This is a genomic window from Pseudomonas sp. yb_2 (assembly GCF_043103905.1).
GTDB lineage: Bacteria > Pseudomonadota > Gammaproteobacteria > Pseudomonadales > Pseudomonadaceae > Aquipseudomonas > Aquipseudomonas alloputida.
The window spans coordinates 39,516-63,480 of record NZ_JBICKH010000073.1 but is presented as its reverse complement, the minus strand read 5'-3'; the positions used below and the strand labels follow the sequence as shown (position 1 = coordinate 63,480).

The window sequence follows — 23,965 nt, the reverse complement described above, 5'->3', positions numbered from 1 at the left end:
TTGTGCTCCTCAGAACAGGAAATAGCGCTGGGCCAGCGGCAGTTCGCTGGCCGGTTCGCAGACCAGCAGTTCGCCATCGGCACGCACCTGATAGGTCTGCGCATCGACTTCGATCAGCGGCTGCAGGGTGTTGTGGACCATGTCCGGCTTGCGTACCCGCCGGCAACCGTTGACCACGCCAATCAGGCTGCGCAGGTTCAGCTCCTCGGCCAGCCCGCGGTCCATTGCCGCCTGGGGCAGGAATGTCATGCGTGTGGCATGCCGCGCCGCACCCAGCGCGCCGAACATCGGCCGATAGTGCACCGGCTGGGGGGTGGGTATGGAGCCGTTGATGTCGCCCATGGGCGCGGTGACGATCATCCCGCCCTTGAGCACCAGGGCCGGCTTGACCGCAAAGAACGCTGGCGACCACAGCACCAGGTCGGCCAGCTTGCCGACCTCCACCGAGCCCACTTCGTGACCGATGCCATGGGTGAGTGCCGGGTTGATGGTGTACTTGGCGATGTAGCGCTTGACCCGGAAGTTGTCGCTGTACGGGGTGTCCGGTGCCAGCGGCCCGCGACGCAGCTTCATCTGGTGCGCCACCTGCCAGGTGCGCAGCACCACCTCGCCAACCCGGCCCATGGCCTGGGAGTCGGACGAGGTCATGGCAAAGGCGCCCATGTCGTGGAGGATGTCTTCGGCAGCGATGGTTTCGCGGCGAATGCGTGACTCGGCGAAGGCCACGTCCTCGGCGATGCTCGGGTCCAGGTGGTGACAGACCATGAGCATGTCCAGGTGCTCGTCCACGGTGTTGATCGTGTAAGGCAGGGTCGGGTTGGTCGAGGATGGCAGCACGTTGGCCTGCCCCGCCGCACGGATGATGTCCGGGGCATGGCCGCCACCGGCACCTTCGGTATGGAAGGTGTGGATGGTGCGGTCGCCGATGGCCGCCAACGTGTCTTCGATACAGCCCGACTCGTTGAGGGTGTCGGTGTGAATTGCCACCTGGATATCCATTTCCTCGGCCACGCCCAGGCAACAGTCGATGGCTGCTGGCGTAGAGCCCCAGTCTTCATGCAGCTTGAGCCCGACAGCGCCTGCGGCAATCTGCTCGCGCAGCGCGTCCGGCCGCGAGGCATTGCCCTTGCCCAGCAGCCCGATGTTGATCGGCAAGCTGTCGGCAGCCTGCAACATGCGCGCAAGGTACCAGGGGCCGGGCGTGCAGGTGGTGGCATTGGTGCCAGTGGCCGGCCCGGTCCCACCGCCGATGAACGTGGTGACACCGCTGTTCAATGCCTCGTCCACCTGCTGTGGGCAAATGAAGTGGATATGCGAATCGACACCACCGGCGGTGACGATCTTGCCCTCGGCCGCGATCACCTCGGTCCCTGGCCCGACCGGCACGTTCACGCCCGGCTGCACATCGGGGTTGCCGGCCTTGCCGATCACCGCGATGCGTCCATGCTTGATGCCGATGTCGGCCTTGACGATGCCCCAGTGGTCGATGATCAGCGCATTGGTCAACACCAGGTCCATGGCCTCGGCCGCCAGCATCTGGCCCTGCCCCATGCCATCGCGAATGACCTTGCCGCCGCCGAACTTCACCTCCTCGCCGTAGATCGTGAAGTCTTTCTCGACCTCCACCCATAGCGCAGTGTCGGCCAGGCGCACGCGGTCGCCAACAGTGGGCCCGAACATGTCGGCATAGGCCCGACGGGAAATACGGCTCATGCCCTGCCCTCCAGCGCGCCCATCACCTTGCCCTGAAAACCATAGACCTCACGCTTGCCGGCGTAAGCCACCAGTTGCACGGTACGCGCCTGACCCGGCTCGAAGCGCACGGCAGTGCCGGCCGGGATGTCCAGGCGAAAGCCCAGGGTGGGCGCCCGGTCGAACACCAGCGCGTCGTTGACTTCATAGAAGTGGTAGTGCGAGCCGACCTGCACCGGCCGGTCGCCATGGTTGGCCACACTGACGCTGACCGTTTCCCGGCCACTGTTCAACTCGATGTCGCCCGCGGCGACCTGGATTTCACCTGGGATCATGCGACGCTCCTTGGCGGTTTCAGACGATGGGGTCATGCACGGTCACCAACTTGGTGCCATCCGGGAAGGTCGCTTCGACCTGCACGTCGTGAAGCATTTCAGCGATACCGGGCATCACCTGCTCACGGGTCAGCACTTCACGCCCCAGGCTCATCAGTTCGGCGACTGTGCGGCCATCGCGGGCGCCTTCGAGCACCGCGGCACTGATCAGCGCCACGGCCTCCGGGTAGTTGAGCTTCAGGCCACGGGCCAGCCGCCGCTCCGCCAGCAGCGCGGCAGTGAACAGCAGCAGTTTGTCTTTCTCTCTCGGGGTAAGCTCCATGGTGCTCTCTCAGGTAGCCCAGATACGCGGTGGGCAGGCTGGCAGGCCGAGGATGGCCGGGCGCAGCACATGCCACAGGCGTTGCAGGGTGCGTTGCAGGTGTTGGTTGTCATGGTCGAGCACCCGGATCACCAGCAACGACCCGAGCAGGGTCGCACCGGCCGGGTTGCCCAGTTCATCGAGTAGCGGGCGAACCTGCTCCAGCACGGCCTGATTGGCAGGTGCGGCGCAGAAGGTGGCGAGTAGCGGGTGCCCACCCAGCTTGCCCAGGTGCCCGCCTTCGAGACGCAGGCGCTCATGCAGGCCAACCTCGTCAGGCAGTTCGATGTGCAAAAGGCTGTCGAGGGCGCCGTGGTCGAAACGCTCGTGCATGACCGGACGGCCCAGGCACAGGGTTTCCCAGGCCAGCAGGCGGGCGCCCGGCTCGAGGGTAAAACGGCTGGCGAGGCTGGCGCGGGCGCCGGAGAAGAAGATGCTGTCCTGCGGCAGCCACTCCAGGGTGCTGCCCGCGGCCATGTGGAAGCGTTGGGTCAACCGCGCGGTCGGGCCAATGCTTCGGTAGAACTTGCTGGCGCCGGGCATGGTCAGCAGCGCGTGGCTACCCGGCTCCAGGTGAATGTCCAGTTCCAGGCGGTCGCCGGCGACGATACCGCCTGGCGGGTGCAGGACATAGACATGGCACGGCGCACCTTCAGGATAGAAAGGCCGCTGCACCAAAAGAGGTCCGAAATGCTTCCACGCACCAAGGCGGGTCACGCCGCCACGCTGGACAAAGCGCAACTGCAGGTGAGCACTCCAGCCCGCATCGTCTTGCTGTTGTTCGATCTGCTCCGCGAGCGACATCCTGCGGCCCCTGAAATCCGTGGCCTGCTGGCCGTTTAGAGGGTCCGGCGCGGGCGCCTGCTAGCGCGCTCGGCCTGACCACTCGATCAAATTCGCAGGCTGGATATAGCAGGTTGCGGGCCAACTTCGCAGGTGAACGATGATGAAACCTGTGCAGTGCCCGCTCTGGCATCGGGCATGCGGGGCAATGGCGCACAAAGCAGGGGCGTGTATCGGCCCTGTTTCGGTGCCGGCATACGTGAAAATGGGGCTGCGTTGAGCCCCACAATATCAAGCCTCAGTAATCGAAGCGGTCCACGGCACGCCGACGCTCGTTGTCATCACGCCGGTCATAGATGGCCGTAGTCTGGATATTGGCATGGTGCGCCAGCTTCTGCGCAATCGACAGGTCGTGCTCTTCGATCACCCGGGTAATGAATGCCCGGCGAAAATCGTGCGGCATGATCTTCACCCCCACCTGCGCGCCGCGCTGGCGGGCAATGTAGTAGATCGCATGCTTGGTAATGCGTGCCCGGGTAATGTGGTTGCCGCGACGGATGCGGTTGAACAGGAACGGGTCATCTTCCGCCCCGGCAGGCAGGTCCTGGCGGCGCAGTTCAAGCCAGGCCTGCAGCTTCTCGAACGCCCACGGCGGTGCGTACTTGACCAGCTGGTGGTTGCCCTTGCCCACTACCTGCAGGCTGCGCGCCTCGAAGTCGACCTGGTCGAGGTCGATGTCGACCGACTCCGACTTGCGCATGCCGGTGCCGTACAGCAAGGCAATGATCGCAGCATCACGTACCCCCTGTGGCCGCGGGTCGGCGGCGCACACATCCATCAGCTCGCGGATCAGGCTGCGGCGCAGGTTGCGCCCTGGCGGCAGGCGGCTGCCCGTGGCGGGCTTGACCTCGCGAATACGCAACAGCTGCTCGTGGTCGATCAGGCCCTGACGCCAGGCCTCGTTCATCACCCCGCGAATCGCGTTGACGTACAGCGACGAGCTGTTGGGCGCGTAGCCGTCGGCACGCAGGGCAGCCACCAGTGCAATCACATGGCCCGGCTCGAGCCGATGCCAAGGCACATCGACAATGTTGCAGTCGACAAAACCTAGCCGGTCGGCGGCGTCCTGAAGAATGTAGCGCATGGTTTGCTGGCTGGATGGGGCCAGACGGGCCATGTACTGCAGCAGCGGATTTTTCGAGAGGTCGGACAAAACGTGAATCCTGTAGCGAAGCGTCAGCCGGCACTGAACCAGGCAAACCCTGAAGCAAGTCAAAACGACATACAAGCCAGTCTGAATGACCGCAATACGCGCGTGTCATTCGGACCCTGAGAAGTGCCATCACCTTGATATTCAAGGGCTTTGCGACTGGCACGGATCGTGATCTTACCCCAATTGCAGCTTATTGAACGAACCTGCCGACCCTGCCGCAGCCCCGGGCAGACGAAATGCCCGGTTAATACAGCCAAGAGCGGCCTGGTGTCGGGACAGGGCCGCCAAGCGGCCCTAACGATCTCTGCAGCACAGGGAAGTTATTGGCGCGACTTTGCAGCCGTTGCGACATGCGGAAGAGCCCCCCAAAATGCTGATGAGACTTGCAATGTATCTATCTCAATTTCGAAAGACCAACGAGGGCATAAGCAACAATCATCCAAACACAACCGAACAGTGTTAGCCACGCCGAAAGCACCAACTTGAACTTGAGCCTCGGAGGAAAACGCCTTAACTCTTCAGGATCCAGCTTACCTCTATGCAGCGCCAATTGTGGGAATGTTATCAACCCAGCAACCATGCACATCAGCATCCAGCGCCACTTGAATCGTCGCCCATCACACGCCTGTTTCATGGATTCAAGGTAGGGATTACTCTGAATCGCCGAGCATGCAACATCGTAATCTTTCCTTAATACAAGAAAGGCAAGGATGGCCGGGCCAGGCAATCCAATGACAAATGGCCCTAATACCAATAGTAGCTTCGCTAATATCGGCCAATCGTTAACGTCCATCACTTGTAGCCTCGTAGATAAATTCACCCGCCTTCTGACCAAGCTCCTCCCCAACGAGACTACCTGCGGCCCCACCCGCTCCGACCAGAAGAATCCCACACACCGGAACGCTGACTCCTCCGGTCCCAATCGCAAAAGCTGCACACAACGTCCCGGCGGCTAATCCAGCTCCCGTGGAAACGAGCGTACTTAAGCCAAGGCTACCGGCAAAACTACCCGCCTCTGTCATTCGGATTTTTTTGCACGCCTCTGTCTCACCAGCCCGGCAAACCTCCTGAACTTTTACATAAGATGAAGTACCTCCGAGCCCAACTGCAGCGTAACCACCATACTTCAAGTACTTTCCAAGCGTCGCCACCTTATCTAAATGTGTTGCATAACCCGGGATCTGACTTGGCCCGCCCGCTTTCGACCAGTGGTGCACGAGGCTCTTGGTGGATATCTTCAAGCTCTTCCTCAGACGTTCATAGTTCCCAAGATTCAACTGTTTGTTCAGAAATGCTGTTTTCAACTGTCCATCCAGTTGCCGCAGAAGCCGCCGCCGCTCAGCGAAGAAGCCAGGGCTGTTCAGATGACCGTGGCGCATGAACTCTCGCTGGTGCAAATGTTCGATACTGGTCAAGGTATGACTCACCTGCTTCAAACCTTGATCCAGCATATCCTTGCCCACGCCCATGGACAGGCTGGCGTTGCTGAGCAAGCCGGCGATTTCGGCCTGGTGCTGCATCATGAAATCCGCTTCGGCGTAGTCGAGCACCTCCAGTGCACGCCGCGCATGCTGCGCTGCTGCCATCAACTGACCTTCCTCGCGGGTGCAGGCATCTCCATTATCAGGATCACCGATCACAAAGACTTCCCCTGCCTTGAAACCTTGCGCAAATGTCGGGTTAAGCCGCTGTAACCGGGAGATCGGTAACATGGCATCGTGCTCGGCCAATTGCAGCAGCACCTGTGGAAACGACATGTGTCGAGGAATTATGTAGAAGCCGGGCTCCAGGGTACCGGGCAATGCACTTGCTACAGGTTGGGAAAAACGTTCGGGGTAGTCAGCGTTTGACGGCCCAGCAAAGTGGTTTTGGGCACGCCCTGCAATGGGCTTCCTGGCCGGTGGTGCTGCGGACAACGGCGCAACCACCCGGTTGCTGCCTGGCGAACAGCCACATACAACCAGCGCCCCGTCCATGGCCACCCGCTGGCCATCGGAAATAAAGTGATCCACACCTTCGACTACCGTTCCCTCTTGCCCACAAAGAGGACAAGCTGTGGTGTGGTCACCTTCTCGAAGTACCATTCGGCCTTCGTCGAGATACCCGGCCCCCGTTGCAATACAAACAGCACCCGTTGTGGTCACATCGCCATCGACTGCCTGGCCTTTTCCCTCTAGATTGACGCGCATCTGCAAGTCCCCTAAGCATAGTTCAGGTTGGAAAACCTAACACCAGCAAGGGGAACTCAATCGTTATCAGTCGAAATTTAGATAATTCCTACAAATTATTCCAAACGTATGTTTATTAAATGATGTTTCCAAATGGCAATACTTAGTATCCCGGCAGCATAAGTAATTTTATGCCTGATGACGGCTGATCACCCAAGACCAAAGTACCGCTAGACAATAGCCGCCGCCCACCACCCTGGAAACATCTGCTGCACCCGGGGCTCGGCGAAGCGTTCGTCAATCAGCACCAGTACGCCACGGTCCTGGTCACCCCGAATAACCCGGCCCGCCGCCTGGATCACCTTGCGCACGCCCGGGTAGAGATATGCGTAATCGAAACCCGCGCCAAATTGCCGCCCCAGGCGCTGTTTGAACTGCTCGTTGACCGGGTTGACCTGAGGCAGCCCCAGGGTGGCGACAAACGCGCCAATCAGCCGCGTGCCGGGCAAATCCACCCCTTCGCCGAAAGCGCCGCCCAATACTGCAAAGCCCACACCTCGGCCATCGGCGACAAAGCGATCGAGAAATGCCTGGCGGGCCGCCTCGTCCATGCCCGGCTCCTGTGACCACAGCGGAATCTGCCCATGCTGCTCGGCCAACAGCCCTGCCACCTGTTGCAGGTATTCGAAGCTGCTGAAGAACGCCAAGTAGTTACCCGGCATGCGCTCATACTGCCGGGCAATCAGGTCAACGATCGGCGCCAGGGAGGCTTGGCGCTGCTGGTAACGGGTGGACACCTGGCTGGCAATGCGCACTTCCAGCTGTTCGGCACGGAACGGCGCGGCCACGTCCAGCCAGGCGGTATCGGCTGGCATGCCCAGCAGGTCGCTGTAGAAGTGCCGCGGGCTCAACGTGGCGGAAAACAGCGTCACACTGCGCGCCGCCTGCATGCGTGGTGCCAGCAGCCGCGCCGGGGTGACATTGCGCAGGCACAGCGTGGCCAGCCGCCGCTTGCGCGGGCCCTGGCGCTGGCTGATGTCGAACAGAAAATGCTCGTCGAACAGCTCGGCAACCCGGCAGAACTGCAAGGCCTGATAGTAGAACTGCAACACCTGGGGGTCGATGTGCGTGGGTGCCTGGTTCATCTGTTCCTGAATCACCCCGACGCACTGCTGCAGGGCGCGCAGCAGGCCTTCGGGCAGCGACTCGCTGGCCTGGTACGGCGCACGCTGCTCTTTATACAGCGCGTTCCACTGCCTGTTCAGGCGGTCCAGCGCGCTGTCCAGTCCAGGCGGTTTGCTCTGGCGCAACGCCAGCAGCTGGCCCTGGTCAAGGCTGGCGCTGTACATGCCGCGCCCCCGCTCGACCAGGTTATGCGCTTCGTCCACCAGTACTGCCACTCGCCACTGGTTGAGCTGGGTCAGGCCGAACAGCAAAGCATGCGCATCGAAGTAGTAGTTGTAGTCAGCGACCAGCACGTCGGCCCAGCGCGCCATCTCCTGGCCCAGGTAGTACGGGCACACCTGGTGCGCCAAAGCCACTTCACGCAGGTTGGCGCGGTCGAGCAACGGCAGTGCTGCCGCAGCCTCGCGCGCAGCCGGCAAACGGTCGTAGAAGCCTGCAGCCAATGGGCAGGACTCACCATGACAGGCCTTGTCCGGGTATTCACAGGCTTTGTCGCGAGCGATCAGCTCCAGTGTGCGCAGGGCAGGTTGCGGCGTGGCATCGGTGATCTGGCGCAGGGCATCCAGGGCGAGTGCCCGGCCTGGTGTCTTGGCGGTGAGAAAAAACAGCTTGTCCAGCTGCTGCGGCACCATGGCCTTGAGCAGCGGGAACAAGGTACCAAGGGTTTTGCCAATGCCGGTGCTGGCCTGGGCCATCAGGCAACGACCGGTGCTCACCGCCTTGTACAAGGTTTCAGCCAACTGCCGCTGGCCCTTTCGGAACTGTGGGTAGGGGAAACTCAGCGCCAGCAGGCCTTGGTCACGTTCGGCCAAGCGTCGTTGCTGCCATCGGGCCCAGCCCAGAAAGCGCTGGCACTGGGTTTCGAAGAAGGCCTGCAACTCGGCAGCCGAACAGTGCTCCGTGAATAGCGTCTGGCCGTCGCTGTCCACGTCGAGGTACACCAGCGCCACCTCGATGGCCGGCAGTTGTCGTGCCTGGCACATCAACCAGCCATAGACCTTGGCCTGTGCCCAGTGCAACTGACGGTGATTGGCCGGTTGACGCGCCAGATCGCCACGGTGCGTCTTGATCTCTTCCAGACGATTGCTGGCAGGGTCATATCCGTCGGCACGGCCCCGCACCCTGAGGGTTTCGAACTGGCCTTCAAGGGCGATTTCCGACTCGTAGCCAGCAGCCCGCCGTGCCACCACCCGCTGATGCCCTTCGATACCCTCCTGGGCGGTGGGCGATGGCGTGAAGCGCAGGTCCAGGTCGCCGACCTTGGCGCTGAACTCACACAAGGCGCGCACCGCTACGCTGTAGCTCAAGGTGTTTCGCTCCAGCGCACGTGGCACACCGCGACCGGCAGGCCGTGTTGCCTGCAGAACTCCAGCCAGCGCAGTTGGTTGTCCTGCAGGCGGTCACCGGGCCCCTTGACCTCGACCATGCGATAACGGCCCTGCTCGGGCCAGAACTGAATCAGGTCGGGCATGCCGGCACGGTTGCTGCGAATGTCCTGCAACAGGCGCAGGAAACATTGCTTGAGCGCTGCGGCCGGCAGGCACGCCAAGGCCTGCTCCAGCAGTTCCTCGCTGAGCATGGACCAGGACACGAACGGCGACTGCAATCCCTGTTTGGCCACGTAGCAGTCGAGAATCGCCTGGCGATGGCTACCCTCGTCGAGCCGCCCGAGGCAGCGTTCGAACAGCGCACTGCGCCGCTGCTGGAAGTCGCTGTCGTGCAGGTCCTGTGGCGCGGCCTGGAACGGGTTGAAAAATGCGCCGGGCACCGGGGCGAAGATGGCCTCCCAGCACAACAGGCCAAACAGGCTGTTGAACAGCGTGTTCTCCACGTAATGCGCCTGCCCCCCCTCTTGCATCAGGTGCTGACGCACGGCTTCTTCAACGCCCAGCGCAGCGTCCCCGCGGGGCAGTTCGAGCTCTATCAGTTCCAGCGGCGTGGTGCGCTGGCGCCGCTGTGGCGGGCCGCCGAGCTTGCGCGCCAGGCGTGGCAGCATGCGTTGCAGCGCCTGCTCCTCCAGCGCATTGGCAGGTGCCGCTGCCAGTTGCAACGCCCGTGCATGGGCCTGGTGCCACTGTTCGCTGCGCTCCAGCACCCTCACCTGGCGAATGCGCGCCTGGGGATGGTTGCATTGCGCATACACCGCCGTGGCCAGGTCCCATTCACCCAGCCGCTCGCATTGTTGGCCCACGGCGAATTGCAGCCGCGCATGGCGCCGGGCCAGCCAGGGGTTGCTGCTGTGCAGGCCCTGCAGGGTGGCAAGGATCGGCAGGGGGTCGCCGCCCTGCTCCAGGCGCTCGGCGCAATGGTGCAGCGCCATGGCCAGGTCGACATCGTCACGTTGCTGCAAGGCACGCGAATCAGGGCTGAACGGCACCTGCTCGTAACGCAGCAAGCCCAGGTCGGCGAGGACGAAGTCTGACCAGTCCTGGTACAGGTTGCCGAAAAACAGCAGGCGTATGCGGTCGCACAAAGGTTGCAGGCACCACTGGAGGATGCGCACATCGCTGTCAGGAAACCATTCGACCAGTGACCGGGCTGCCAGCGCCAGGGGTTGCAGCTGTGCCAACAACTCATGCTTGGCCGCGCGCGGGCGGTTCAGTTGCCGGGCGAAGCAGCGGGCCAGTTCTTCCTTGCGCAGCAACGCGAACAGCTGCTCAAGGTCCAGTTGCTCGGGCTCCCGTACCCAGCCGAGGGCCAGCAACGGCTGCAGCGCCAGCGCAGTATCGCCGATTTCGGCGTAGTCGAGCCGATCGCTGCGAAACAACTCGCCTTTGCGCATCACCATGCGCACCATCAAGGCCTGGGCTGGCGCTTGCAGTTGACTGAAGGCACGGATGAAGGCCAGTTCCTGGTCATCCAGCAGGTCCTGGTAGCGCTGTTCGACCCACAGCACGACCTGGCGGAAGTTATGCAGGTAGTAGAACGGGTCGTCGACGGAATGGGCGATCACGGGCGGAGGTCAGCTTGCGGCAACAGGCACTGTTTATACATACAGATACCCCTCCATGACAAGCGCCGCGGGTCGCCTCACGATCAACCAAGGGTTCAGGGGCTGCACTGCAGCCCCCGTAGCGTTCACGCCTGTTCAGTTGCGCCAGCCATCCCGCCCGCCTCGACCTTGGCACTGCCAATGGGTGCCTGTAGCAGCAGGAAGTACGCCACCGCCGAGCACAGCGCCACCACCGCGCTGATCATGAACGCTGTGGTGAACGAGCCCGAGTACTGGATGCTGAAGCCCGTCACGATCGGTGCCACCGAGCCTGCGATGTAACCGCCGAAGTTCTGGATCGAGCCAAACGAGGCCACGCGCTGGCTGTCGACAATGGTGTTGACGATCATCCAGGCGGTGGCACTGGCCATATTGATGCTGAACAGCGCCAGGCAAAGCAGCATGATGCACCCCGTCAGGCCGGTGACGAACGACAGTGGCAAGGTGAACAGCGCTGCCAGCACCAGGCCAGTGATGACACTGAACTTGCGGCTGCCCAGCACGCTCATGCCACGCCTTACCAGCCAGTCACAGAAGCGCCCGGCAACGATGGTACCCGCCGCACCGAAGCCATACGCCAGCGACACCACCCAGGCGGTCTTGTACAGGTCCAGGCCATGCTCGCGCTCGAAGTAGCCCGGCAGCCAGGTCAGGTGCAGCCAGAGCATGTAGATCACCCCCATGAAACCCAACACCGCGCCCCAGGTACTGCGGTGCTTGAACAGATCAAGCCAGCCGGCAAAGTACGAAGCCTTCGGCGCGGTTGCAGCGGCGGCCGCAGCCTGGCGCTCACTCGGCAGCGGTTTGCCTTCGGCGGCAAGCTCTGCCAGAAAACGGGCCTTGCTCTTGTAGAAGGTCAGCCAGCACAGCGCCAGTACCACGCCGATCACGCCGGTAATGATGAACATGCCGCGCCAGCCAAAGTTGACCATGAACAGCGTCAGCAACGGCGGCGCCAGGCAGGGGCCAAGACAGGTCGACGACCAGACCACACCGGTCGGGGTGCCGCGCTCGTTGGCGTCGAACCACTCTGACAATGCTTTGGCCGCCGATGGGAACATCGGCGCCTCGCCAATCCCCAGCAACACCCGCAGACCCATGAAACCGGCAAAACTGTTGACCATGCCAAACGCCGCCTGGGCAACCGACCAGCCCAGCAACGACGCGCCGAGGGCGATCTTGCTGCCCAGGCGGTCGATGATCATGCCCATTGGCAACTGGGCAAAGGCATAGGCAATGGAAAACGCCGACAACAGGATGCCCATCTGCGACGGGCTGATCATCATGTCTTTCTGGATGGAGGTGTTGGCGATCGACAGCGCACTACGGTCCAGGTAGTTGACGATGCCGATCAGCAGCAGGAACACGACGGTAATGCGCTGGTACTTCTTCATTGGGTTCATGTGATGACCTTTATTATTATTGTTGCCGCGCTGTCAGCGCCTTGACGATCCCTCGATGATGCTGCGCCCCTCCCTGACGCAGCGAGCCGTTCAAAGCTGGCGGGCGGTGGCCGCGACCTCCAGCAGGCCACGCCGGCCGAGGTTGTCGATCAACGCGCGCAGGCCGAAGTCCCACTGCGGTGCCAGATCGCTGGTGGTCACGCGGTTGCACAGGGTACCCAGTTGCGGGTTGCTGATGCTCACCACGTCTCCCGGTTTGTGGGTAAAACCGTTACCCGGCTGATCGCGGTCCTGCTTGGGGGCGAACAGGGTACCGAGGAACAGCACCAGGCCGTCAGGGTACTGGTGGTTTTCGTTGAGGGTTTGCTGCACCAGGTCTTGCGGGTCACGGCTGATCTGGCGCATGGAACTGCGCCCGGAGAGGATAAAGCCGTCCTCGCCTTCCACCCGCAGGTCCACCTCGGCAGCACGCACATCGTCCAGGCCGAAGCTTTCGTCGAACAACCGCAGCAGCGGGCCCAGTGCAGTGGAAGCGTTGTTGTCCTTGGCCTTGGACAGCAGCAACGCGCTACGCCCTTCGAAGTCACGCAGGTTGACGTCGTTGCCGAGCATGGCGCCCTTGATGCTGCCATTGCTCGACACGGCCAGCACCACTTCCGGCTCTGGGTTGTTCCAGCTGGACTTGGGGTGGATGCCGATGTCGGCGCCGTGGCCAACCGCAGACAGCGGTTGGGCCTTGGTGAACACTTCGGCATCCGGGCCTATACCCACCTCCAGGTACTGTGACCACAGGCCCTGCTCTACCAGCACCTTGCGCAGCGCTTCGGCCTGAGCCGAGCCGGGCACAATCTGCGACAGGTCGGCGCCGATGCGGCTGGCCAGGGTGTCACGGATGGCGTCGGCCTTGGCCGGGTCGCCCTTGGCCTGTTCTTCTACCACACGCTCCAGCAGGCTGGTGGCGAAGGTCACACCAGCGGCCTTCACCGCTTGCAGGTCGATCGGCGCCAGCAACCAGGGCTGGTGCGGGGTGCGCCGTGTGGGATCGCTGTTGCCCAGCAATGCCGGCAGTGCAATCAAGGGTTCGGCCAGCGGCAAGGCACGCAGGTAGGCCACCGGATCGTCCACTTCCAGCAGCGCCGAGACGGTCGCCACGTGGGTGCTGATATCGTAGACGGCGCCGGCTTTCACCAGCACCACCGCCGGCCCCTGCTCCGGCAACCAGACGCGCCCTACCCAGCTGCCACGGTCGAAAACGCTGGCATCATGGCTCAGTGGTCGCGGTTGATTGGCGTTCGTTCGATCAGTCATCTGTGTTCCCTTGCTGTGCATCATTGGAAAAGTCCCGGCAGTTGCAACTGCCCAGCCACGCGCTCAAGGTCGGCTATCAACTGCGGCGAAAGGCTCACGCCCTGCTCCACGGCCTGGCGACGCAGGGCAAGGCCTGCTTGCCCGGGCAGGCGTACCGGGCGTTCGGGGTCGAGCGGGCGGCTTGCCAGAACCAATCCCCCCAGGAAGCTGGTTTCGTCGAGGAACGCCTCCAGGCCGCCGAACATGCGCGGGTCAATCACCAGCGCAGTGGCCGAGGCGCCCCACTGATCCGGTGCATCCTTGCGCCCATGGCCGGCCAGCCCCGAGGTGAGGGCTTCGACCAACAGCGCAAGGGCAAAACCTTTGTGGCCAAAGGCCTGGCCGCCGAGCGGCAGGATGCTGCCTTGCGGGCGGGTAAAGAAATCGCCCGGGTCATCGCTGAGCTGCCCGTCATTGCTCACCAGCACAGGGTGCGGCAGACGCCGGCCGGCATCGCGGCATTGGCCGACCAGGCCGAGGGTGACGGTGGACATGCTGACATCCAGCAGGATCGGCTCACCCTGGGTCGGGATACCGGCAGCAATCGGGTTGGGGGTGTACACCGGGTCGATGCCACCATGAGCACAGACCAACCCCACCGACGGATCCGACGAGTAGACCATGGCCAGCAACCCTTGGTCGGTGTATGGCTTGAGGTAGGCGGCCAGGCAGCCGATATGGGCAGCGCGGCGTACTACCGCAATACCGATGCCCTGCTTGATCGCGCCCGCGGCCGCGCAATCCAGTGCCCGGCTGACGCAATAGGGCCCCAACACGTAGTGGCCGTCGAACAGGCTGGAAACACCACTGTCGGCGACCTGTTCCAGCGCCTGCGCGCGGGCCTTGACCTGGCCGCTGAGCATGCCGTCGATGTAGCGGCTGACCAGGTTGAGGCCATGGGTACGGTGGCCGAGCAGCTCGCCTTCTAGCAACACCCGGGTCACTACCTGGGCGACGTCCACGTCGGCTCCGGCTTTCATGAACAGTTGCTCGACAAACGTGGTAAGCGCTTGCACGTTGTACAGTGTGGTTTGAATCATTGCAGTTGCCTCGCAAATGGGACGGGAGCGGTCGATCAGGTCACGGCGCCGATCTGCCACGGGACGAACTCGTTTTGCCCGTAGCCGTGCTGTTCGCTCTTGCTGCGTTCCCCGGAGGCAATGCGCAGCATCTGCTCGAAGATGAATGCGCCGCGCTCCTCGATGCTGGTGGAGCCATCGGCGATGCCGCCGCAATTGACGTCCATGTCCTCTTGCTGGTGCTCGAACACCCGGTTGTTGGTTGCCAGCTTGATCGATGGCGCCGGGGCACAGCCGTAGGCCGAGCCGCGGCCGGTGGTGAAGGCGATCAGGTTGGCCCCGCCGGCCACCTGACCGGTGGCCGAGACCGGGTCGTAGCCGGGGGTGTCCATGAACACCAGGCCCTGGGCACGCACGGCTTGCGCGTACTGATACACATCGACCAGGTTGCTGGAGCCTGCCTTGGCCACTGCGCCCAGGGATTTCTCGAGGATAGTGGTCAGCCCCCCTGCCTTGTTGCCGGCCGAGGGGTTGTTGTTCAATTCGGCGTTCATACGCTGGCAGTAGTCTTCCCACCAGCGAATGCGCGCCACCAGCTTCTCCCCCACCTCACGGCTTACCGCGCGGCGCGTGAGCAAGTGCTCGGCACCATAGATTTCCGGGGTTTCGGAGAGAATGGCGGTACCACCGGCGGCCACCAGGCGGTCAACGGCATTGCCCAGTGCCGGGTTGGCGGTAATCCCCGAATAGCCATCTGAGCCGCCGCACTGCAGGCCGACCACCAGGTGGCGGGCACTGACCGGCTGGCGCCGTACCTGATTGGCCTCGGCCAACAGCGCCTTGACCTGGGCGATACCGGCAGCGATGGTTTTCGAAGTGCCCCCGATCCCTTGGATGGTAAAGGCGCGCAGTTGCGCACTCGCCTGCAGGCCCTGGGTTTCCAGCAGGGTTTCGATCTGGTTGGTTTCGCAGCCCAGGCCGATGATCAGCACGGCAGCGAAGTTGGGGTGGACGGCGTACCCGGCCAGGGTGCGGCGCAACAGGCCCAGGGCTTCACCGCTCGGGTCGACTGCGCAACCGGCACTGTGGGTCAGGGCGACCACACCGTCGACATTCGGGTAGTCGGCCAGCACCTCGGGGTGAATGTCACGGCGGAAATGGTCGGCCACGGCCCGGGCCACGGTCGCCGAACAGTTCACCGAGGTGAGAATGCCGATGTAGTTGCGGGTGGCGACACGGCCATCGGCGCGCACGATGCCCTGGAACTGCGCGGCGCTGCCTGGCAGGCTGCGGGTATCGACACCAAACGCATAGTCGCGGGCAAAATCGCCCATCTGCACGTTGTGCACATGCACATGGTCGCCAGCGTCGATCGCCTGGGACGCAAATCCGATGATCTGCCCGTAACGGCGCAACGGCTGGCCCTGCGCCACAGGCTCGGTGGCGAGCTTGTGGCCTGAAGGGATGGGTTGGCGCACGGTAATCGCCTCGGCATCCAGGCGCACGCCTGGCAGCAGGGCCTGGCGGGCGATGACGACGTTGTCCAAAGGGTTGAGGCGGATGACGGCGGGGTCACCGGATTTGGCAATCAGTTGCATGGGACCTCTCAGGGCGGAGCGGCTGACTTCTTGTTATGGCTGTAGCCACTGTAAGAAGCCTGGTGCCGCATTCCCAATGAGATGATCCGATCGAGCGATAACCTGAAGTTATCGAAAGGGTATTTCGGTACGTGATCTTCAATCGGCTAGGGGCAGAACGCAGTGTCTTCCGAAGATTGCCGCCGGCGTTGCGCGCCCTCCAGCAGAATCTCGACAAACGCCCTGGCGGAGGCGCTGAGCGGTTCATCCTTGCGGGTGACCACACCATACTCCAGCGCGGGCACCTGCAAAGGGCTGCGCAGCTCCTTGAACTGCCCGCTGGCCAACTGCGCGGCCACCATCGAGCGCGGCAGCATGGCAATCATCGGTGCCGATTGCAGCAACTGCAGGAACATGGGCATGGAGATGGTCTCCACGCAGTCGGCAGGCGTGGCGATTCCGGCCACTCGGAACGCCTGCTCCAGGCGGTTGCGGATCGGCGTACCCACCGGGTACAGCACCCACGGCCAATCGCCTAGCGCTTCAAGCGGTGTGTTATCGAGCTGGTTGAGCGGGTGCTCGCTGTTCACCACCAGGCTGAAGGGTTCGGGCTCCAGCGGCTGGAAGTCGAACAGCTGACCGAAGCGTTCCTCGGTGAAGCGGCCAATCATGATGTCCAGCTTGTTCTGCTCGAGCATGGTCAGCAGGTGATCGCTGGAATGCTCCACCACTTCAATCGACAGTAACGGGCTTCGCGCCTTGATGGCGGCGATGGCCTGCGGCAATACCAATGCGGTCGCGGCAAAGATCCCGCCAACGCGGATGAAACCGTGCCCGCCGTTGCGCAGGCGGTTGACCTGGTCGACGAACTGTTGCGACTCGGCCAGGGCACCCTGGGCGTACCGCACCACGTATTCACCCAGCTCGGTGGGCGGCATGCTGCGAGGCAGGCGCTCGAACAGGGCAAAGCCGAACTGCTCCTCAAGGTCACGCAGCATTTTGCTGAGCGCCGGCTGGCTGAGGTTCATGCGCGTGGCGGTGGCGTGCATGTTGCGCGTGCGCGCCAGGGTGTCGATCAACACCAGGTGCTTGTAGCGGATCCAGTTGCAAAAACTGGAATGGGTCATGTCCGGCGGCATAGACGCAGGGCCTCATGCAGGTGAAAGTTATTGTGCCCGCAGGTAGCGCAGCAAAGTATCAAGGGCAACCGAGTTGGGCCGCGAGCGCAGGGTCAGCACACCAAGGTTGGCCATCGCCAATGGCAACTCCACCGGCAGGACGGCGACCATGCCATAGCGGGCATAATGCTGGGCCACGTCATTGGGCACCACCGCAATCATTTCGGACGCTTCGAGCATGGCAGTGGTCGCAAGGATCGACGCGGTTTCGACAATATCCAGCGACTGCACCATGCCGCCGGCCTGCAATGCGCTTTCGACGCGACGGCGCATCGGGCTGCCGATGGGGTGCAAGATCCACGTCAAGCTCACCAGGTCGGCCAACTGCAGCCCTGTGGCTGTCGCCAAGGGATGACCTGCGCGAGCAATTATGCGCATCTGCTCACCGCCGTCGAACAGCTCGATATTCAGTTCCTGGCTGTCACTCTGGTCCGGCAGGCGCCCCACCACCATATCGAAATCACCGCGTAGCAAGGCCGGCAGCAAGGTGTCGCTGGTGCCCACCTCCAGCGAGATACGCACCTTGGGCTGGTCGCGCTTGTAGGCCAGCACCGCCTTGGTCAGCACGCCTGGTACCGGGCCCATGACGCTGCCCACCCGCACCAGGCCCAAGGCTCCGCGCGCCAGTTCGGCGATTTGCGCCTGGGCATGATCGAACTCATGCAATGCGTTTTGCGCATAGCGAATCATCACCTCGCCATACAGCGTCGCTTGCATCCCCCGGGGCAGGCGCTCGAACAGACGTACCCCCAGGCGCTCCTCAAGCTGCTGTAGCAACAGGCTGGCGGCCGGTTGCGTGGTGTGCATCGCGGCGGCGGCGCGGCGCAGGTTGCCGAATTCGCCCAGCGCATTGAGCAACGTGATCTGACGGCTGGAAATCTTCAAGGCACCGAGGCTGGCAGGCGCCTGAGCCTTGTCAGGTGGCAAGCGAGACATATCGAATCCGGTATCACTGATTAAGATTTGGCGATTATGCCTGTATCGCTCGACAACCTACAGTCAGGTCTCCCTGTGCCTGAACAGAACAAGAGTCGACCATGAGCATACGCATTACCCACCTGAGCGTTCGCGATATCCGTTTCCCCACTTCGCTGTCGCTGGATGGCTCCGACGCCATGAACAGTGCCCCCGACTATTCGGCGGCCTACGTGGTGCTGCACACCGACGCTGCCGCCCTCGAAGGCCACGGCCTGACCTTCACCATCGGCCGTGGCAACGAAATATGCGCAGCAGCGGTGCAGTCGCTGGCCCCCTTGATCGTCGGCCTTACGCTCGAAGAAATCAGCGCCGACATGGGCGCTTTCTGGCATCGCTTTACCGTCAGCGACAGCCAGTTGCGCTGGCTGGGCCCGGAAAAGGGCGTGATCCACCTGGCCACCGCCGCCATCATCAACGCAGTGTGGGACCTGTGGGCCAAGCACGAAGGCAAGCCCGTGTGGAAACTGCTGGCCGACATGACGCCGGAGCAGCTGGTGCGCTGCCTGGACTTCAGCTACGTCACCGACGTGCTCACCCCCGAAGAGGCCATCGCCCTGCTGCGCCGCCAGGCGCCGGGCAAAGCCGAGCGCGAGGCACACATGCTGCGTGAAGGCTACCCCGGGTACACCACTGCCCCGGGCTGGCTGGGCTACAGCGAAGAGAAAATGCGCAAACTGGCCCGCGAGGCCGTGGCAGACGGCTGGACCCACATCAAACAGAAGATCGGGGCCGACCTGGAAGAAGACATCCGCCGCGCCAGCATCCTGCGCGACGAAATCGGCTGGGAACGCACCCTGATGATGGATGCCAACCAAGTGTGGGGCGTCGAAGAGTCGGTGGCCAACATGCGCCGCCTGGCCGCATTCGAACCGCTTTGGATCGAAGAACCGACCAGCCCCGATGACATTCTCGGCCACGCCACCATTCGCCAGCGCATTGCGCCAATCGGTGTCGCCACCGGTGAGCATTGCCACAACCGGGTGATGTTCAAGCAGATGTTCCAGGCCGGTGCACTGGACTTCTGCCAGCTGGACGCAGCCCGCCTGGGTGGCCTGAACGAGGTCCTGATCGTGCTGCTGATGGCCGCCAAGTACGACGTGCCGGTCTGCCCGCACGGCGGTGGCGTCGGGCTGTGCGAATATGTGCAGAACATCGCGCTTTTCGACTACATCGCGGTTTCTGCCTCGCTGCACAACCGGGTGCTGGAGTACGTCGACCACCTGCACGAGCACTTCATCGACCCGGTGGTGATCCATCGCGGGCGCTACATGCCGCCACAACGCCCTGGCTACAGCATCGAGATGCACGCTGAGACCCTGGAACGTTACCAGTACCCCAACGGCGCCGTGTGGCTCGACATCAACCGTTCCTGACCCACAGACCTGAGTGTGCCGCTGCTGCGCGGCACACCACCAGCACTTTTCACGGGGAAAAAAACAATGACAACCCTCACCCGCGCAGCGGCTTGCGCCCCTGCCACCACCCATGAGCAGCGCTTGAACGGCCTGCTGCTACGCAAATTGATGCCACTGCTCATCGTCGTCTACGTGATGAGCTTTCTTGACCGCACCAACATCGCCCTGGCGAAAGCCAGCATGGGCATCGACCTGGGCCTTTCGGCAGCAGCCTATGGCCTGGGCGCGGGCTTGTTCTTCCTCACCTATGCCTTGGCCGAAGTGCCCAGCAACCTGATCATGCACCGGGTGGGCGCGCGCTTCTGGATCACCCGTATCATGATTACCTGGGGTTTGCTCTCGGCGGGCATGGCCTTCGTTCAGGGTGAAACCTCGTTCTACATCATGCGCCTGTTGCTGGGGGTAGCCGAAGCTGGCCTGTTCCCCGGGGTAATGCTGTACCTGACCTACTGGTTCGACCGCGAACAACGCGCCCGTGCCACGGGGTACTTCCTGCTGGGTGTGTGCCTGGCCAACATCCTTAGCGGCCCGCTGGGCGGTGCCCTGCTGGAGCTGGACGGTATGCTGGGCTGGCATGGCTGGCAATGGTTGTTCGTGCTCGAAGGCCTGCCCGCCGTAGCCTTGGCCTATGTGGTGTGGAAGAAGCTGCCCGACGGTCCGGCCTCGGCACCTTGGCTGACGGCTGCCGACGCCCAGGACATCGAGCGCCGCCTGGCCGCAGAGCAGGCCGCCGCACCGCAGCAGAGCAAGCTGGGGCAGATGTTCCGCGACCGGCAGATCTGGCTGGCAATCGCGGTCTACTTCGTGCACCAGATCACCATCTACACGGTGATTTTCTTCCTGCCGGGCATTATCGGCACCTACGCTGCGCTTTCGCCCTTCCAGGTCGGCCTGCTGACAGCGGTGCCGTGGATTGCAGCAGCCATTGGCGCAGCTACCTTCCCACGCCTGGCCACCTCGCCGCGCCGCTGCCGCACCCTGCTGTTCCTTGGCCTGCTGACCATGGCGGCCGGATTGCTGCTGGCATCGCTGGCCAACTCGTTCATCGGCCTGCTCGGGTTTTCTCTGACCGCGCTGATGCTGTTCGTGGTGCAGTCGATCATCTTCGTCTTTCCCTCCAGCCGACTGAGCGGCAGTGCGTTGGCGGCGGGCCTGGCCTTCGTCACCACTTGCGGTCTGTTTGGCGGCTTCGTCGGGCCGTCGGTGATGGGCTTGATCGAGCAGACCACCGGCAGCACCCGCAACGGGTTGTGGATCATTGCCGCGTTGCTGGTATGTGCGGCGCTGGTCAGTACCCGTTTGCGTCAGGGGCAAGAGCAACCCTGAGGAGAACTCAATTTACGCCCCCTGCAGGTGGCTCTTTGTGCTGCGAATGAGCCTTGAGGTTTTCAGGCCGTCATTTCACCTGTCGGCCCTCTCGCAGCACTTGGCAGCACCTGCAAGCGTCTTGATTTCAACTTGTGAAGCGGGTGTTTCGCCCGCAGCGCACCTCAAGCGCCTGCGCCAGTCGCCTTACCGCCAGTTGCAGTTCATCCGGGCGCCCACCCAGCCAGATCAGCGCAAGGTGTTGAGGGTAATGCCCCGGCAGGCCGAACTGCTCACCCGGTAGTGCGTGCAGTGCAGAACCTGCCAACGCTGCGGCAATACCGTCCCACGCCAGCGGCTGGCAAAAGCTCACCCACAGCATCTGCCCACCTTGCGGCATGTCGAAGACCACCCGTTGGCCGAATTGCGATTGCAGTACATGCGCCAGGTATTGCGTACGCCTTTGCAAGTCTGTGCGTTGCTGTACCAGTTGCGTTTCGATTTCCCCCTTGCCGAGCATGTGAGCAAGCGCCTGCAAACGTAGCGGCGCAAGCCGATACGCCCGTTCAGCGAATGCCTTGGCCAACACGGTGTCACGGCTCAGTAAATAGGCATACGGCGCCTCTGCCCCCACTGCGGCCTCGAACGTGCCCATCACCAGAAGCCAGCGCGGGTCGATCCAGTCACGCAGGCGTGTGCTCGGCGCCCCGTCGTAACAGAGCTCGCTGTCCAGGTCGTTTTCCAGCAGCCATACAGGATGTTGGCCAAGCAAAAGACCGAGCTGCTGCTGGTAATACGGGGAAACCAGCCGCCCTTGTGGCATGCCCAGGCAAGACGGCATGACCAGCAGGCTTACCGGCTCGCTACCCAGCAGCCTGGCCAACGCGTGCAGCTCGGGGTTGCCACGGGCATCCAGTGGTGCCTCCAGCACGCGCATGCCGGCACGCGCCAGGGCGCGCAACACTTGCCAGCAACAGGGCGAATGCACCAATGCGGTACCACCTTGAAGGGCCAGCGCCGCTAGCAGCGTCTCCAGCAACGCGAGCACATCGGGGGCCAGATGGACGTCATCGGCATGCCAGTACTGGTTGGAGCAGCGGGTGTATCGCTCAGCCACGGCATTGCGCAAACGGGCGCTACCCAGCGCTTCCCAGGACGCAACGCTGCGATCACGCTGACGGGCCAAACGCCGTTCGTGACCAAGCAGCATGCGCTCCAACAGTGGCTGCGTCGGCAAGGGAGGCTGCCGGGCCAAGGCCACGGCCTGATCTTTGCCGCCGTTCTGTACGTAATAGCCCGACCTCGGCAGGCAGTGTACACGGCCCTCCTCTTCCAGCAGGCTGTAGGCACTTTGGACCGTGGCCAACGACACCCGCAGCCGCCGGGACAGCTCACGCAATGATGGCAAACGGCATGTGCCAACGCCTGCAGCTTGTTCGATCAACGCTTCCAGGTAGCGATACACCTTGCGATACGCGAACTCGCCTGGGGCCGCTCGCCCCATCAAGGCAGCCCCGCAACACCACGCCGCCGCCCCAACGCCAGCTGTGGCAGCAGCCTCAGGTGTACATCGCGGCGGGCCAGGTTGTTAAGCAGGCGCCATCCCGCCAACGGCAACTGCCCATCATAAATTTGCCGCAGTTGCCCCAACGGCAAGCCACTGGTATTCACCAGCCAGGCTTTGACTGCATCGGGGCAGGGTTTGCCTTGCAAGGCCCTGTGCAGGTACGGCAACGCCACCACCATGTCGGCGTGCCGACACTGCAAGAACCGCTCGAGGTTTTTCCCCTGCCTGGCAAACGGGCTGAACAGCAGGCACACCAGTTGGGCCTGGTTGATGCCGTAGGCTTTGCCAAATAGCAACGGCACGGCGTCACGCTGCTTGCTGCCACCCGCCTGCCCTGCCAGCCTCAGCGCTGGGCGCCCGGCCAGCGGCTCCAGACTGCGGGCGCGCAGTTCATGCAGCTGTGCCGTGGCCAGCGAGTCGACGAATTCGGACAGCGGCAAAGCATCCGCAGCCGTCTCGAAGTGACAACCCAGCATCGCGTCAAGCTGCTGCTCTTCAAGCAAGTGCGGCAACAGGTCATCAATAGCGATCAGCCGCACCGGCGCACGCTCCGGTACGGCGCCTGGAACCGGCTCGTGCTGACCACCCGGTGCGCCCCCAACAGCACCGTGCAATCGGCTCAGCCCTTGGGCCAGCGCCGCCAGGCACTGGTGCACTGCATGCGGGGCATGCACGCCGGCCAGGCGCAGGCTGCGCCGGGCCCACGCCAGGTATCGGCGCCGCTGGAGCCCGGGCATGGCGGTGACCAACGCATCGGGAGGCACCGCTGCCTGCAACGCCTGAACCACGGCGCCCGCCAGCTCCAGGTACAGGCGGCAACCCAGCAGGGCTTCCGGCCTGGCATCGATCATGTGGCCGAACATCAACATCGCGTCCCTCGCCAGCAGCCAGCGCTCAGGCATTACCGAGAGCCGACGACTGAACGGCACCACTGCGCGCCCCTCGATCATCTGCAATTGCACCCGCGGGTCATCCTGCATGAACAACGCACTGAAACTGCGCTCGTGAGCTTCCAGCGTGGCGTTATCGGCAACCGGCAGGCTGACCACCAATACCCGCAGCTGGAAAGTTACCGGCGAACGCAGGGCAATGCTCAGTTGCGCGGCACGCAACATGGCCAGCAGCCGGCTGCTATGGCGGTCGCTCCCTTGCAATACCTGCAAGCTGAAAGTACCGATGTACTCCGGCCCACCTGCAGCGACCAACAGGCGTTGTATCAGCAACTGCAAGGAAGCGCGCTGCGCCTGGGACATGTGATTCAACAAGCGCTCGAGTACTTGCTGGTAGATATAATGCATCGCCTGGTCGTGAATAGCAGTCACGCAATCACCTCATCAACTTCATGCAGCCAGCGCATGCACCCAACATTTGAGCGTGAACATGCACCAAACTTACCTAGAAGAAATTTCCTACAACAAAATGAAAGTAATGACGTAACCCTTCACTG

General features: G+C 62.9%; 20 protein-coding genes. 3 read left to right on the top strand and 17 right to left on the bottom strand.

Annotated features, from left to right (window positions below):
• Nucleotides 1-9 precede the first annotated feature (9 nt).
• From ureC to ACF8FB_RS18605, 4 genes are read right to left on the bottom strand one after another with little or no spacing between them, the layout of a single operon-like run.
• On the bottom strand, nucleotides 10-1,713 hold the full coding sequence (ureC, locus tag ACF8FB_RS18620) for an urease subunit alpha (protein WP_392511659.1): 1,704 nt from the start codon (nucleotides 1,711-1,713) through the stop codon (nucleotides 10-12).
• Complete coding sequence (locus ACF8FB_RS18615; RefSeq protein WP_010953752.1) at nucleotides 1,710-2,027, bottom strand: urease subunit beta; 318 nt, start codon at nucleotides 2,025-2,027, stop codon at nucleotides 1,710-1,712. Before ACF8FB_RS18615 ends, ureC begins: the two co-directional genes overlap by 4 nt.
• Nucleotides 2,028-2,046: 19 nt before the next feature.
• A complete protein-coding gene (locus tag ACF8FB_RS18610) occupies nucleotides 2,047-2,349 on the bottom strand; it encodes an urease subunit gamma (protein WP_003253929.1) in 303 nt (100 codons plus the stop codon).
• A 9-nt stretch (nucleotides 2,350-2,358) separates the two neighbouring features.
• Nucleotides 2,359-3,129: an urease accessory protein UreD gene (locus tag ACF8FB_RS18605; protein ID WP_392509722.1), complete on the bottom strand. Its 771-nt coding sequence runs from the start codon at nucleotides 3,127-3,129 to the stop codon at nucleotides 2,359-2,361.
• On the opposite strand from ACF8FB_RS18605, the gene ACF8FB_RS18600 reads away from it, so the two are divergent.
• Nucleotides 3,079-3,231 (top strand): hypothetical protein, encoded by a 153-nt coding sequence (locus tag ACF8FB_RS18600; protein WP_392509723.1) that lies wholly within the window; start codon nucleotides 3,079-3,081, stop codon nucleotides 3,229-3,231. The two genes, ACF8FB_RS18605 and ACF8FB_RS18600, sit on opposite strands and share 51 nt — an antisense overlap.
• Nucleotides 3,232-3,469: 238 nt before the next feature.
• On the opposite strand, the gene xerC is transcribed toward ACF8FB_RS18600, so the two are convergent.
• From xerC to ACF8FB_RS18545, 11 genes are all read right to left on the bottom strand, one after another.
• Nucleotides 3,470-4,384 carry a tyrosine recombinase XerC gene (gene xerC / locus ACF8FB_RS18595; RefSeq protein WP_004576552.1) on the bottom strand — a complete coding sequence of 305 codons (915 nt, stop codon included), beginning with the start codon at nucleotides 4,382-4,384 and terminating at the stop codon, nucleotides 3,470-3,472.
• Between the two features lie 394 nt (nucleotides 4,385-4,778).
• A complete protein-coding gene (locus ACF8FB_RS18590; RefSeq protein ID WP_392509718.1) occupies nucleotides 4,779-5,177 on the bottom strand; it encodes a hypothetical protein in 399 nt (132 codons plus the stop codon).
• Nucleotides 5,167-6,573, bottom strand: a complete 1,407-nt coding sequence (locus ACF8FB_RS18585; RefSeq protein WP_392509717.1) for a PAAR domain-containing protein — start codon at nucleotides 6,571-6,573, stop codon at nucleotides 5,167-5,169. Before ACF8FB_RS18585 ends, ACF8FB_RS18590 begins: the two co-directional genes overlap by 11 nt.
• Nucleotides 6,574-6,782: 209 nt before the next feature.
• On the bottom strand, nucleotides 6,783-9,044 hold the full coding sequence (locus ACF8FB_RS18580) for an ATP-dependent DNA helicase (RefSeq protein WP_392509716.1): 2,262 nt from the start codon (nucleotides 9,042-9,044) through the stop codon (nucleotides 6,783-6,785).
• The gene (locus ACF8FB_RS18575; RefSeq protein ID WP_392509715.1) at nucleotides 9,041-10,690 is read right to left on the bottom strand and encodes a VRR-NUC domain-containing protein; all 1,650 of its coding nucleotides are present in this window, start codon (nucleotides 10,688-10,690) and stop codon (nucleotides 9,041-9,043) included. The genes ACF8FB_RS18580 and ACF8FB_RS18575 overlap by 4 nt, the downstream gene beginning before the upstream one ends.
• 125 nt (nucleotides 10,691-10,815) lie before the next feature.
• A complete protein-coding gene (locus ACF8FB_RS18570) occupies nucleotides 10,816-12,123 on the bottom strand; it encodes an MFS transporter (RefSeq protein ID WP_350298821.1) in 1,308 nt (435 codons plus the stop codon).
• Nucleotides 12,124-12,222: 99 nt separating this feature from the next.
• Nucleotides 12,223-13,440 (bottom strand): fumarylacetoacetate hydrolase family protein, encoded by a 1,218-nt coding sequence (locus tag ACF8FB_RS18565; protein ID WP_392509714.1) that lies wholly within the window; start codon nucleotides 13,438-13,440, stop codon nucleotides 12,223-12,225.
• Between the two features lie 20 nt (nucleotides 13,441-13,460).
• Nucleotides 13,461-14,519: an Ldh family oxidoreductase gene (locus ACF8FB_RS18560; RefSeq protein ID WP_392509713.1), complete on the bottom strand. Its 1,059-nt coding sequence runs from the start codon at nucleotides 14,517-14,519 to the stop codon at nucleotides 13,461-13,463.
• A gap of 35 nt (nucleotides 14,520-14,554) precedes the next feature.
• On the bottom strand, nucleotides 14,555-16,096 hold the full coding sequence (locus ACF8FB_RS18555; RefSeq protein WP_060488914.1) for a UxaA family hydrolase: 1,542 nt from the start codon (nucleotides 16,094-16,096) through the stop codon (nucleotides 14,555-14,557).
• Nucleotides 16,097-16,242: 146 nt separating this feature from the next.
• Nucleotides 16,243-17,214 (bottom strand): LysR family transcriptional regulator, encoded by a 972-nt coding sequence (locus ACF8FB_RS18550; protein ID WP_010953742.1) that lies wholly within the window; start codon nucleotides 17,212-17,214, stop codon nucleotides 16,243-16,245.
• Between the two features lie 27 nt (nucleotides 17,215-17,241).
• A complete protein-coding gene (locus ACF8FB_RS18545) occupies nucleotides 17,242-18,189 on the bottom strand; it encodes a LysR family transcriptional regulator (protein ID WP_010953741.1) in 948 nt (315 codons plus the stop codon).
• Nucleotides 18,190-18,290: 101 nt separating this feature from the next.
• On the opposite strand from ACF8FB_RS18545, the gene ACF8FB_RS18540 reads away from it, so the two are divergent.
• Nucleotides 18,291-19,604 carry an L-fuconate dehydratase gene (locus ACF8FB_RS18540; protein WP_049586184.1) on the top strand — a complete coding sequence of 438 codons (1,314 nt, stop codon included), beginning with the start codon at nucleotides 18,291-18,293 and terminating at the stop codon, nucleotides 19,602-19,604.
• A 66-nt stretch (nucleotides 19,605-19,670) separates the two neighbouring features.
• A complete protein-coding gene (locus ACF8FB_RS18535) occupies nucleotides 19,671-20,972 on the top strand; it encodes an MFS transporter (protein WP_392511658.1) in 1,302 nt (433 codons plus the stop codon).
• A gap of 127 nt (nucleotides 20,973-21,099) precedes the next feature.
• On the opposite strand, the gene ACF8FB_RS18530 is transcribed toward ACF8FB_RS18535, so the two are convergent.
• Nucleotides 21,100-22,455, bottom strand: coding sequence for a GntR family transcriptional regulator (locus ACF8FB_RS18530; RefSeq protein WP_392511657.1), 1,356 nt, complete (start codon nucleotides 22,453-22,455; stop codon nucleotides 21,100-21,102).
• Entirely contained in the window at nucleotides 22,455-23,840 is a 1,386-nt protein-coding gene (locus ACF8FB_RS18525; protein ID WP_010953737.1) for a hypothetical protein, read from the bottom strand. The genes ACF8FB_RS18530 and ACF8FB_RS18525 overlap by 1 nt, the downstream gene beginning before the upstream one ends.
• Between the last annotated feature and the right edge of the window lie 125 nt (nucleotides 23,841-23,965).

Coding starts and splice junctions, on each gene's coding strand:
- ureC (WP_392511659.1), bottom strand. CDS start 1,713: ATGAGCCGTATTTCCCGTCGGGCCTATGCCGACATGTTCGGGCCCACT.
- ACF8FB_RS18615 (WP_010953752.1), bottom strand. CDS start 2,027: ATGATCCCAGGTGAAATCCAGGTCGCCGCGGGCGACATCGAGTTGAAC.
- ACF8FB_RS18610 (WP_003253929.1), bottom strand. CDS start 2,349: ATGGAGCTTACCCCGAGAGAGAAAGACAAACTGCTGCTGTTCACTGCC.
- ACF8FB_RS18600 (WP_392509723.1), top strand. CDS start 3,079: ATGCTTCCACGCACCAAGGCGGGTCACGCCGCCACGCTGGACAAAGCG.
- ACF8FB_RS18590 (WP_392509718.1), bottom strand. CDS start 5,177: ATGGACGTTAACGATTGGCCGATATTAGCGAAGCTACTATTGGTATTA.
- ACF8FB_RS18585 (WP_392509717.1), bottom strand. CDS start 6,573: ATGCGCGTCAATCTAGAGGGAAAAGGCCAGGCAGTCGATGGCGATGTG.
- ACF8FB_RS18570 (WP_350298821.1), bottom strand. CDS start 12,123: ATGAAGAAGTACCAGCGCATTACCGTCGTGTTCCTGCTGCTGATCGGC.
- ACF8FB_RS18565 (WP_392509714.1), bottom strand. CDS start 13,440: ATGACTGATCGAACGAACGCCAATCAACCGCGACCACTGAGCCATGAT.
- ACF8FB_RS18560 (WP_392509713.1), bottom strand. CDS start 14,519: ATGATTCAAACCACACTGTACAACGTGCAAGCGCTTACCACGTTTGTC.
- ACF8FB_RS18555 (WP_060488914.1), bottom strand. CDS start 16,096: ATGCAACTGATTGCCAAATCCGGTGACCCCGCCGTCATCCGCCTCAAC.
- ACF8FB_RS18550 (WP_010953742.1), bottom strand. CDS start 17,214: ATGCCGCCGGACATGACCCATTCCAGTTTTTGCAACTGGATCCGCTAC.
- ACF8FB_RS18545 (WP_010953741.1), bottom strand. CDS start 18,189: ATGTCTCGCTTGCCACCTGACAAGGCTCAGGCGCCTGCCAGCCTCGGT.
- ACF8FB_RS18540 (WP_049586184.1), top strand. CDS start 18,291: ATGAGCATACGCATTACCCACCTGAGCGTTCGCGATATCCGTTTCCCC.
- ACF8FB_RS18535 (WP_392511658.1), top strand. CDS start 19,671: ATGACAACCCTCACCCGCGCAGCGGCTTGCGCCCCTGCCACCACCCAT.
- ACF8FB_RS18530 (WP_392511657.1), bottom strand. CDS start 22,455: ATGGGGCGAGCGGCCCCAGGCGAGTTCGCGTATCGCAAGGTGTATCGC.